Annotated in this window: 1 protein-coding gene and 1 pseudogene; both read right to left on the bottom strand. The window is 70.9% G+C overall.

Going from position 1 to position 9,193, the window contains the following annotated elements; all coding sequences use genetic code 11:
- Window positions 1-899, bottom strand: a pseudogene (locus tag K8V84_RS00230) (hypothetical protein); the annotation flags it as partial.
- 102 nt (window positions 900-1,001) lie between these two features.
- Window positions 1,002-8,792, bottom strand: a complete 7,791-nt coding sequence (locus tag K8V84_RS00225) for a hypothetical protein (protein WP_304069104.1) — start codon at window positions 8,790-8,792, stop codon at window positions 1,002-1,004.
- Between the last annotated feature and the right edge of the window lie 401 nt (window positions 8,793-9,193).

The raw sequence follows: 9,193 nt of genomic DNA, 5'->3' as shown, positions 1-9,193 counted from the left end.
TCCTCACCGGGCTCCCCTCCGGAGCCGGATTCCCGGGTGTCTTCATCCTCCTCCTCACCGCCCGGGCTCGAAGACGGGTCGTCCCCCGACGCGTCGGAGTCTTCACCGTCGGGCGGTTCGCCCGATCCACTATCGGGCGAACCGCCCACTTCCGATCCGGAGTCATCGGAACCCGGACCCTCCGTGTCTTCAACACCGCCTTGTTCCGGGTCTTCTTGTGACAGCACCTCGGGCACGTAGCCGCTGTCAAGGGCGGGCTCCTCCACTCCGGCCATCGACCCCGGCACAGAGGGGCGCTGTGCGGCCATCGCGTTGCTCTCAGCGCTCGCGCTGTTGTCCGTCCGTACGAAGTAGCCGAGCACGCCCTCCTGGTCGACCAGATCGAACTCGGTGCCGGGCAGGCGTTGGGAGGTCTCGTTGACCGCGAAGGGGGTGACCATGAGCACCACCCCCGCGATCGCGGCGAACGCGAGGACCGGGCGTCCCGGACGCCCAAGACTGCTCCCGGGGTCGGTCTCGGCCGCGGTCGCGCCCACAGCGGCGGCGTTCGCGTCCGGGATGGCCTCGGCCGCGGTCCCCTGCGGATCCAGGGGGTCGGACTGCGCGGCGATCTCGGGGGCCGGTACCGCCGAGCCCGTATCGGCGTCCGACCGGCCCAGCGTCCCGTTCGTGAGAACTGAGGAAACGCCGTCTCCTTCCCCCTCGGGGAGCAGCCCGTCGGCGGCACCGGGGTGCGCGTCGTCGCTGGGGGACGCGGCACCGGATGTGGCCGCGGGGCCGGACTCGCCGGCCGTCCGCGCGGCGTCAGCGCCGGCCGCCGTGTCCTGCGTAGTGGAGGGATCGGAGTCCTCGCACGCGCGTGCCGACGACACATCCCCTCCCGCGGCTTTCTCGGTCATGTGCCACTGGTCCTTTCGGTCTTCTTCGGAAATGGTGAAAAGTCGGGTCGGGCAGGTGGGCGATGGAACGCGGCGGCGCCTGGGGCCGATCGGGGGCGTGGATCACTTGTCGCGGTCCTCCCCTTCAGGGGCTCGGCCGCCCTCGGAACGCTGGGACGTACCGGTACCGGGGGCGGCCACCACGGGCGGCGGGCCGTTCAGCGCCTCGTCGAAGGCGTCCCGCAGGGTAGGCACCGAGGGCGAAGCCAGGTCCGGCGTCACGTCACTCGCCTTCGGAGGCCCGCTCCCCTCGGTCGCCGGCGAAGACCGTCGCTCCGGTACGTGCGGAGGCGGTGGTGGGGGTGCCGAAGGTACCGGCGTCGGGGGGACCTGCCGATCGGGTCGTGCCGTGGACTCGGCCGTCGACGCGGGCTTGGCAGGCCCGGCGTCCTCGTCGGTGTAGACCCACTCGGTCTCGGCGCGCGGACGGTTCATCGTCGCGCGCTGGGCATCGACGGCCGCCCGCTCAGCCCGGGTTCGTCCCTCCTCCTGGTCCGGGTGGGCCTCGCGTAGCGTCCGCTCCGGCCCAGTCGGTCTCAGGGATTCCCGAGCCGCCGCGCGAGCGGTGTTCCAGACCTCGAAATTTCGCAGGAGATCCCCGTGCAGGCCGTTCACCGTTGTCCGTTGGGCGGTGTACGCCGCCCGCGCTTCGCTCAGACGCCCGGCGTCGCCGCTCCGATGCGCTTCTTGGACTCCCCGCACCAGTTCCGGCAGCTTCTGACGGGCGTCGAAGTAGCTCTTCTCAGCCTCGCCGAACGCCTTCTGGGCCGTGTACAAGCCGTCCCAGAGAGCCTTGTTCGCCTCGACCCCTTCGAGGACCCCCAGTTCGCGCGCCTGGTCGTGGTCGACCCAGGCAAGGGCCTCCGACTCGACCTCGGCCATGCCGACCTGATCGCGGGAGAACCCCATGTGGCGAGTCGTGGCCACCGGAGACTCCGCCGCCACCAGCCACGTCGTCGGAACCGCCACCAGATAGGCCCGTTTGCTCCCCACGGGCGGTCGGCCGGGGTGGTCGGTCCGGGTGTTCCTCGAGGTACCCGCGGCGGACGAGACGGACGTGGATTGGGTGTCGTTCACGAAGCCCATGGACCGGTGCTCGTCGGGGGCGGATCCGATCGCGCCTCCGGTCGCCCCACCGGTGGTGGTGGAGGGACGGTCCACCGTCGTCTCATCCTTGTGGTCGCCCTTACGGGAACCTCCGTGCGCGGAGTCGACCGAGACATCGATCAACCGTGCCCCCTCCGCACGTGGCACCGCGTGCAAGCGCCAACTCAGGTCGGCGAAGGTGGCCAGCCTGTCCCGGAACAGGTTGGGCAGACCCTTACCGCCGTCGGCGGCGGGAGCGAAGTTCGCCACTAGCGCCAGTCCGGTGAGAGCCACATGGATGTTCTCCGCCCGGGGCCCCATCTTGTCGACAAGGTAGTCCCGCGCGGTACGGACGAGGGCGGGTGCGGACACGTCCTGCGGCGGCTGCCAACCCGACGCCCGCGCCGTGGCGATGTACCCGGCGGCGGTGATCGCCGCCCCGTCGCCGGCCACCGACAGCGCCTCCAGCCACGGCATAGGCGCCCGAGCGCCCGAGCGCCGGTCAGCGGCCCATTCCCCGGCCGCCGGTTCGAGCCTCTGGTTGGGCGAGGGCAGCAACTGCGGGGCACCCGCCCGGAGCGCCTCAGCCGCCGACTCGCCGGTTCCGGTGAGGTAGGGGGCGGGATAGAGCTCACTCATCCGCCCCGCGGACGCCTCGGCGACGATGACATGGCCCTCGGTCTCCAGGTACAGGCGCAGCGAGGCATCGGTACCGATGACGGCGTAGGGACCGAAGACGAGGGTGTCCACCGTCTCGGTCGTCGAGTCCCCCGTGTTCCGTGTGGTCGAGGTCCCGCTCTGACGCGAGGCGTTGCCCATCCCGGGGAGGAGGGTCACTGATCGCTTGTCGGGGGTCTGTGACGACGGAGGCTGCTCGTCGCTGGACGACACCGTGCCGACCAGCCCGAATCCGCCTCCGACGGTGCCGTCCTTCTGCCTGCCCCGTGATTCGTTGATCTCAGTGGTGCGACTGCGCGAATCGACGAAGTCGGCCTTGGCCCCCACCCGGTCGACCTCGCCGCGCCCCCGAATGATGTCAAAGGTGATCTTGCCTTGAGACGAGGCGTGGGCCAGGCTCGTGGAGCGAACCTTCACGTCGATCGGTACGGCCCGTGCGGTGGCGTCGTCCAGTCCTCGGGCGATGTGCGCGCCGACTCGCTGGAACAGCTCCTCGCGGCTGGTCCCCGTCAGTTCCAGTCCCTCAGCGGACAGCCGCCGGAACAGATCGTCGACGACGGGTCCCGCATCGGGGCCTTGGCGGTGGTGGCCCAGCCCGACGAACCCGGGTCGCGGTTCCCAGTTCGGTCGGGGTGCGTGGTGGCCCAGCAGCGCGGTCGCGATGGGTGTGCCGTCGGTGTCGGTCCCCACGGCGTCGTCGACCAGGTCGGCCGCGTAGGCCTCGGCTTCGGCGATGTAGCCGAACTCGGCCCCGGGGACCTCGGTGTGCACGCCGTGGTGTGAGGCCGTGGAGGCGCGTCGCGGCACGGTCACTCCGAGTTTCCAGTCCTTCTTGACCTCGGCCGCCTGGTCGAAGGACAGATCGGCGGTGTAGGGGAAGGCACCGCCTTGCAGGGTCACCTTGGTCGCCCGGGAGACGGTGACCGACATGGCCGTGTTCTCCGTGGCCGAGCGCGAATAGGGGGTCCACCTCCCTCCCGGCATGAGGGTGGGGTGACCGCTCCTCGCGGTGTCCGTACCGGAAGCCGGCCCGCCCCCCGGGGGAGCCTCGTCGTTGGGGTTGTGCCGGAACCGGGCGGAGAACCCCAGTGAGCGGGAGTGGCCGCCGCGGGTACCGGCCGCACCGATGTTCACCTCCCCGCTGGAGGAGATCTCCACCGTGGTCGTGGGCATCACCTCGTACAACCGAAAGTCGCCGCGTGCGGCACGCAGGACCAGGGTCGGCAGCCCCCGCCACCGCCACGCGGTGTCCACCTGCAACCGACCGCTGCGCAGCCCGAACCGCGACAGCATCTGGGGGACGTTACCGCCGAGCATGGGCGGCAACAGCAGCTGGCGCAGGTAGTCATGGGCGCCCCGCGAACGCCGCAGGAATTCCTGGAATCCCGGAATGGTGTCGGTCAGTAGCCGGTTGCCCAGCCGGTACAGATCGGGTGCGGTCACGGTACTGGTCGCGGTGGGCACACCGTCCATCGGATGCGGCGCCGGAGGCCGCGCGGTGCCCAACACGATCGCACGGGCCTCGGTGTCCGACAGACGGCGCCGGCCCGCCGTCCGGTCGGTGGTCCCGTCTTCCGTGGTGGACTGATGAATGGCCGTGGTGCGGTCGGCGACGTGCTCCACGTCCCGTCCCGCCGGGGATTCCACCTCCAACCGCGCACGTGGGCCTTGAATGGTGATGGCGTGCCCGTCGTACACGACTCCGTCCCGGGCTCGGGCTGCGGCGCCGCCGTCGTCATCGTCGATCACGGCCAGGTCGTCGGCCTTGCGGAACTTACCGATCTTGGCCATGAGGTCGACGCCGTAGCGCCACACATCGGTGTCGCCGGTGGTCTTGACCGTGCTCTCGGTCGCCCCCTTGACCCCGTGTTCCTGGGTACGTCCGCGCGGCTGCGAGGCCTCAGCCGTCGCGTCGAACATCCCGACGTTTTTTCGCGCGCCGGCCGCGTCGACCGCCGGATCCCGGCCCCGGAGCCCGATGCTGAGCTGCTCGGTCCAGGTGTGGGTGCGCTCGCGCCCGTCGGTCTGCCCGGCCGATCCCGCCACCGTGGACTCGGTCCCCATCGTCGAGGTGCCCCCGAACACGCGCCCGGTGGCGTCGGCGTACAGTCGCACCGGCACGAACGGGGGCCGGAACAGGCCGCCTCGGTTGGCCAGGGTGGGGTCGATGCTCGTGGTCTCGATCAGGAGCAGGTCGATCCCGGCCCCCGTCCACTCCTCCAGCCGCCCTTCCAGGTTGTGCGGGGTCATCGCGTCCAACACCATGATCGTGTTGGCGATGGCTTGATGGTAGTTCCGGCGCAGAACGGGGAGCTCACGCGGCGTGCGGTGGCCGTCCGGCCCCGCGCCCGGACGGCGCGCGTAGGACGCCTTGGACCCGGTGATCAGATCGGGCACCACCATCCCCGGGTGCTCATCGGCGATCCCGTTCAGCACCGCACTCGCATAGTCCTCATAGACGGTGGTGGGCCGGGGCGCGGAGTTGGTGGCACCGTTCGCCGGCGTCGCGGTCCGGTAACGGCTACCGTCCTCGTGGACCACCTCCCTGAGGGTCGTGCCGCCCCAGTGGGCCGGACGGTCCACGGCCAGGTGGTCGAAGCGGGGGACGCGCAGCGCCCCCGCTTCGTCCGTCGGCTCGTCCAGGCCGGCCATGCGTCGGGCATCGGCGACCGCGATCTGCTCGATCGACCGGCCCCACGAACTCATCAGTGTGGCGTCGCCGGAGAGCATGGCGTAGAAGACCCGCTCGACCTCGTAGGTCTCGACCTCTTTGGAATGCGCCTTGGCCGTCTGAGCACCCTCCGTCGAGAGGGCCCTGGTCGACACGGCGTCGATTCTGTAGGAGGCATCGAAGTGGGGCAGGTTGAGACGGAGGGTGCCTTGGAGCAGGGTCACGACCGCACCGAACCCGGCGCCGATCGTCAGGTTGGTCGACCGCTTCGCCGTCAGGCCCGCTTTCTTGTCGCCCTTTCGGCTGCGGCTGAAGGACGCCTTCCCCGGCGCGTCCTCGACCCTCGTCAGCTCTCGAGGGACCGACCACATGAAGAGGACTCGCGGCACACCATGGACGTCGGCGACCAAGGCCATCGGCGTCGGTCCGCGGTCCAGCGACGCAAGGTTCTCCTCAAGGGCATCGGGGGTCGTGGCACGGTCCAGGTCGGCGCTACTGGGGTTGTTTCGGTCGACGCCGAGTTGCTGGCGGATCTGCCCTTTCAGGCCATCGATGGGCTCGACGGCGAGCGGGTGCCCGCTGCCCACCCGGGTCCCCTGCCCGTTCTGTGTACCCGGGATGCGGGGCCCGTTGTCGAAGGGGTCGGGCAAGACGATGCGCTCCGGGGCATCGGTGGCGGCGTCGACGGCCGCGTCACGGTCCTTGAGCCCGCCGGGAATGGACATGCTCAGCCCATTGGGTTCGACCACGCTCAAGACCACCGGACGCTCGGACAGTTCCACGTCGGCGCTGCCCGGGTGGTCCCGGAACCGGTCCGCCATCCCCTGGAAGCCACCGCGTGGGTCGGTGGGCGGGTCGACGGGCGGGTCGACGGTCAGTTCCACCCGGAGATCGCTCAGGAACTCCTCGAGGTCGCCCTTCAGTGACACCTCGCTCCTGCCGGCGGCTCCGTCACTGACCGAGTAATTGGTGGAGCGCTGGTTGTGAGCCCCCTTGATCGAGAAGCTGAACGCGGGACCGACCGCCGAATCAGATGGGGCCAGCCCATAGGCGGTGATTTTGAACGACCCACCGGCTGCGGCCGTGGAGGTCGCCGCGCCCTTCCTCGACACCTTGGTCTTGTGCTCCGCTGTGCTCTTGGTCTTCACCCTGGGAGCGCTGTCCGGCCCCTCCTCCACCGCGAGGCCGGATTCGGGGGCGAGACGCCAGGAATCGCCCTCCGGTGACAGTTTCAGGATGACCCTCCGTTCGCCACCACGGCCCGGGATGGTGAAGGTGTGGCCTCCTGGGGCGAAGTAGGGCCGGGAGTCGCGCGCGAAGTCGGCGCGCACCCGCCGCTCGATGGCGTTGATTTCGCCGTGGGAGAGCCGCCCGCTGAGGTCGGCGCGCGCCCTGCTGAGGTCGGCCCGAATCCGGGCGACGATCCGGTCGGCGGCGGGGCCGATGAGCGGGGAGTCGATCTGTCCGCTCCTCAGCAGGTAGTTCAGCCTTCGGCCGGGGGTCGGAAGTGGGGTCGAGGACGGGGCTGCGGCCGGGTCCGGACTCGGCGGCGTGGTGGCCTCCCGGTCTTCGGGGTTCCGTGCCCGCCCGGAAACGTCGTCCCGCCGCTCCGGCGGCCGGACCGGGTCGGGACCGTCCTGGCCGGTGCGCCGTGGGCGTGGACGCGGCGGGACCACCGGGGGTTCCGTGCCGCGCGTCGAATCGGCTCCGGCCGGTTGGGCCGACTGGGCCGACTGGGCCGGTCGGGAAGGCGCGGGCGGTGCGTCGGTGACGTCGGAACGGTCCTTGGGCGCGGCGTCACCGGTCACCGGAGGGTGCTGTGGTGCGCCCGGCTCCTGCCCATGGGACGCCTCGGTCACCTCCGGGACACCCGGGACGGGTTCCGGAGCCGTCTGAGGAACCGGTTCACTGCCGGGGGCCCGTTCCTCAGCGCCGCTCGTGTCTCGGGCATTCCCAGGTGTGCGGGCGGTGTGAGTGTCCGGCTCCGCCCCTCCCGCACGGGCGACCTCGGGCCCGGTACCGGTGGGACGCTCGCGGGTCGGTTCGTCCAGCTCGCGGTCCGCGGCCCGCTTCGCGGCCTCGGCGCGCAGCCGCGCCCGGCGGGCCAGCTCGCCCATGTGTTCGGCCAGACGGTCGGTCCGTATCGCCTGGTCCTCGCGGACCGCGGCATCGGTGGTCATGTCCTCGACACGCGACGAGGTGGTGGGCGCGGCGTCCCGTGCGGCCGCCGCTGTCCGGATCGCGCTCTCGTCGGCGAGGTCGCGCTCCGTCTCGGCCCGCAGCCGTGCCTGCTCCGCTTCTGCCTCCAGCGTCTCGGCCTCGAGTCGCTCGGCGGCGGCGGGGTCGGGCCGCTTGCCCCGTCGAGCACGCGCGAGTTCGCGTTCGTGCTCGGCGTCGGTCCTCTCCCGGACCGGGTCGGGATCGCCGACGACCGTCGGGACGTCCTCGTCGCGGGAGCTTTCGGCCGGCTCCGTGACGTTCCGCGTCCCGAGGGTGTCCGTACCGTTCTCGGAAGGGGCCACCTGGTGATGGGCGTCCCCATGCACCGAGCCGTCACGACCCGTGCGGGACTTCGGGTTGAGCACGCCGCCCCACGAGTCCGCCAGGGACGGCTGTGGCTCAGTGGCGGGCGGCGTCCGCCCCGACGTAACCGGGGGCGTCGGCGCGGTCGCGTTTCCGTCCTGCGGCGCGACTCGGGTCGCCTCACGTACGGACGGACCGGGCGTGGTCTCGGCCGGCTCGGTGTCGGTGTCGAAGTTGTCGGGACTCAGGGGTACGAACCGGCGCGGGTCCGAGTTTCCCACCACGGGCTCAGGGTCGAGATATGCGCGGTCCAACCCGACCATCGCGTCCGTCGGCTCCGGCACGGGCTCGGGAAGGTCGGCGGGATCGGTGGAAGCGGTCACCGGGTTCCCCCGTTCCTCGTGCCCACCCTCCGTCTCCTGGGCGGGCACGAACTCCGCTGGACGATTGTGGGGGTCGGCCGTGAAGGGGGCTGGTGCTCCCGCGCCTCCCGGAGCCATCTGCTGTCGGGGCGGCACCGTCGAAGCGGGCGCGGTGTTCCTGAGGCCGGGCCTGTTCGTGGGCACATACCACCGGGCCAGCTGCTGCGCAGCGGGGACCAGGAGGCTCTCGGTGGCCCATTCCTTCAGCTGGGAGTCCACCTGATCCTTGGTCAGCAGGACGTCCGGATGCCCTGGGACGGCCACCTTGATACCCCGCAGCGGCCGGCCATTGAAGTGTTGGTCGTATCTCTCACCGAGGACGTCCAGAGCGACCTGTTCCAGCACGGGCCGTGGCAGAGGTCCCAGACCGTCCAGCACCGAATTCTGCCGCGGGCCGTCCACAGGTAGCAGAGTGGCCACGACCGCTGCGCGGCCGGCCTCGGGCAGGGCACCGATCCATTTGCGACCCCACACCCGCGCACCGTGATCGTGGAAAACGCGGAGCCCCTTCACCAGGGTGTTCCCGACTCTCCAGCGCTCCAGCGCAGCCTCGACATCACGCGCCGAAACAGCACGGTGCCCGTTCCCGGCGGGGATGTCGGTGAACGGTCCCTGTCCGAAGGCACGATCAAAACCCGCCGCGAAGATGCTGAGCGCGAGGTTGCCGTTACCGGGGTCGCTCGAACCGGAAAGGCCCTGAGCGAGTGAGCGCATCGCTCCCGGGGGAAGTGCCCTGATCAAGGCCGTGGAGGGCACAAGGGCATCAAACAGACCGGCGGAGGCCATCACCGTGTCCATCGCCCTCAGCAGCCGACCGTCGGCCCGCCAACCGTTGAACTCCGCTTCGAAAGCGGCACGGACCTGGGTTACGCGGG

It is taken from the genome of Nocardiopsis listeri (genome assembly GCF_020741345.1).
GTDB lineage: Bacteria > Actinomycetota > Actinomycetes > Streptosporangiales > Streptosporangiaceae > Nocardiopsis > Nocardiopsis listeri_A.
This window is presented reverse-complemented; position numbering and strand designations above follow the sequence as displayed.